We start from the raw sequence: 2,517 nt of genomic DNA, 5'->3' as shown, positions 1-2,517 counted from the left end.
GTAAGCGTCCGGCCACTACCGTCTTGAACGGGTACTTAATTTGACCGATGATAGCTTCACACCGCTGGGAAGCGGCGTGTTGTTCAGGCAGGGTTGATCTGCTGGAGGTAGTTCCACGGCAGGAACTCGTCAACGCGGTTGACGGGGTGGTCGGCGATCTGCGCCAGCACATGGCGCAACCAGGCTTCGGGGTCGACCCCGTTCAGCTTGGCGGTGCCGATCAGCGAGTAAATCGCGGCGGCCCGCTCGCCCCCGCTGTCGGCGCCGGCGAACAGGTAGTTGCGGCGACCGATGGCGATGCCACGCAGCGCGCGTTCGGCCGCCGAGTTGTCGATCTCGATGGCGCCGTCGTCGCAGTAACGTAGTAACGCTGGCCACAGGTTCAGGGCGTACTGGATGGCCGCCGCCGTGTCGGATTTGCGCGAGAGCTTGTCGAGCGCGGTCCGCAGCCAGCGCCCGAGGTCGTCGAGCAGCGGCCGCGCCCGTTCTTGCCGAACGGTTTGGCGTTCGTCGGGTGGTTTTCCGCGAATCTCGGCCTCGATTGCATACAGTTCGGCGATGCGCCGCAGTGCCTCAGTGGTCAGTGGCGATGGCCGGGCCGCATGCAGGTCGTGGAACTTGCGGCGCGCGTGCGCCCAACAGGCCGCTTCCTGGATCGCGCCACGTTCGTAGAGGAGGTTGAACCCGGCATACGCATCGGCCTGTAGCACGCCCTGGAACGGGGCCAGGTGTGTCTGTGGATGGATACCTTTGCGATCCGGCGAGTAGGCGAACCACACCGCCGGCGGTGCCGTGTCGCCGGCGGGCCGGTCGTCGCGCACATAGGTCCATAAGCGCCCGGTTTTGGTCTTGCCATTTCCGGGTGCGAGTACCGGCACCGGCGTGTCATCGGCGTGCAGTTTGGTGGCGGCCAGCACGTGTTTCCGGATCGCGTCGACCAACGGGCGCAGCAGCGCGCTGGCGGCGCCCACCCAACTCGCCAACAACGCGCGGTCCAGGTCGACGCCCTCGCGCGCGTAGATCACAGACTGGCGATACAGCGGCAGGTGGTCTGCGAACTTGGCCACCAACACGTGCGCCAACAGGCCGGGACCGGCGATGCCTCGCTCAATCGGCCGGCTCGGTGCCGGCGCCTGCACGATGGCGTCGCAGCAGCCGCAGGCCAGCTTGGGGCGCACATGGCGGATCACGCGGAAGCTGGCCGGCGTGAACTCGAGTTGTTCGGCCACGTCCTCGCCAAGTGGATGCAGCGCGCCACCACATGCCGGGCAGGCGTCAGCCGGTGGCAAGTGCACTTTCTCGTCGCGTGGCAGGTGATCCGGCAATGGTTTGCGTGGCGCGCGCCGGCGTGGCGCCGAGCCCGCCGCCGGCATGTCCCGCTCGGCCTCGGCGTCGTCGGCCTGCAGGTCTTCGAGCTGCAGTTCGAGCTGCTCGATCTGGTGGTCCAGCTTCTCAGACTTGCGGCCAAACTGCATGCGCCTCAGCTTGGCGATCTGCAGCTTCAGGTGTTCGATCTCGGCTGCCCGCGTCGTCAATTGGGCCTGCATGTTCAGCAGTGCGTCGCATTGGGTGGCGATAGTCGCGTCGCGTTCGCGCACCAGGCGCTCGCTGGCCAACAACAGCCCCTTCAAGGCGTCGATGTCGTTGGGCAGGTCGGTTGAGCTGAGCATGGTCCGAGTTTACGCGAGCTGCATGACGTTTACAAGGCCGATGTGGGACGCCATGTGCGCTCCGGTCGGCGCCAGTCTATGCCCTCGAGCAGCATCGACAGCTGCGCCTGCGTCAACGCCACGCTGCCGCTGTCGGCCTGTGGCCAGACGAAGCGGCCGCGTTCGAGCCGCTTGGCCAGCAGGCACAGGCCATCACCGCTCCACCACAGTACCTTGATCATGTCGCCGCGCCGCCCCCGGAACAAGAACACATGGCCGCTGAACGGATCTTCGGCCAACGCCGTCTGCGCCTTGGCCGCCAGTCCGTTCATGCCGGCGCGCATGTCGGTCACGCCGGCGGCCAGCCAGATCTTGGTGCCTGCAGGCAGGCCGATCATGGCAGCAGCCGGGCCAGCAACAACGTCAGCGTGGCCGCGTCGACCTGTCCCTCCAGGCGCAGTTGGGCTTGGCCCACGCTGAGCACGATGACGCCGGGGGGCGCGCTGGCGACCGGTGCAGGTGCGAGCGGTGTATCGACCACTGTGACTGCCATTAACCGGCCTAGTGCGTTGCCGTCGACCGGCGTCTCGGCACCGAAACGCTTGCGCCAACTGAACAGCTGATTGGTGTTGATCTTCAGTTCGCGGGCGATCAGCGAGACCGATGCGCCGGCGACCAGCGTGCGCGCTACGGCGGCACGCTTGAACTCATCGCTGTGTTGGCGATACGGGCCGCGTTTCGCCTTGGTTGTGATTGGTTGAATTATTGTGTCCATAAATAAATTTGTGGACACAATCAATTTGCGTCCCAAATTCAATCATGGGGACGTGCGGCGCTCAAGGGAAGACGGTGGTGAGCCGACGCTTAC

At 65.7% G+C, this 2,517-nt stretch carries 3 protein-coding genes; all 3 read right to left on the bottom strand.

Annotated features, from left to right (window positions below; all coding sequences use genetic code 11):
• Positions 1-83: 83 nt before the first annotated feature.
• Genes tnpC through BM252_RS29670 form a run of 3 tightly spaced genes read right to left on the bottom strand, consistent with a single transcriptional unit; the run spans position 84 to position 2,424 of the window.
• Positions 84-1,670 (bottom strand): IS66 family transposase, encoded by a 1,587-nt coding sequence (tnpC, locus tag BM252_RS29680; RefSeq protein ID WP_093391378.1) that lies wholly within the window; start codon positions 1,668-1,670, stop codon positions 84-86.
• Positions 1,671-1,699: 29 nt separating this feature from the next.
• Positions 1,700-2,047: an IS66 family insertion sequence element accessory protein TnpB gene (gene tnpB / locus BM252_RS29675; RefSeq protein WP_093391376.1), complete on the bottom strand. Its 348-nt coding sequence runs from the start codon at positions 2,045-2,047 to the stop codon at positions 1,700-1,702.
• A complete protein-coding gene (locus BM252_RS29670; RefSeq protein WP_093391375.1) occupies positions 2,044-2,424 on the bottom strand; it encodes a transposase in 381 nt (126 codons plus the stop codon). The genes tnpB and BM252_RS29670 overlap by 4 nt, the downstream gene beginning before the upstream one ends.
• Positions 2,425-2,517: the final 93 nt, after the last annotated feature.

The organism is Rugamonas rubra, assembly GCF_900114705.1.
GTDB classification, from domain to species: Bacteria; Pseudomonadota; Gammaproteobacteria; order Burkholderiales; family Burkholderiaceae_D; genus Rugamonas; species Rugamonas rubra.
This window is presented reverse-complemented; position numbering and strand designations above follow the sequence as displayed.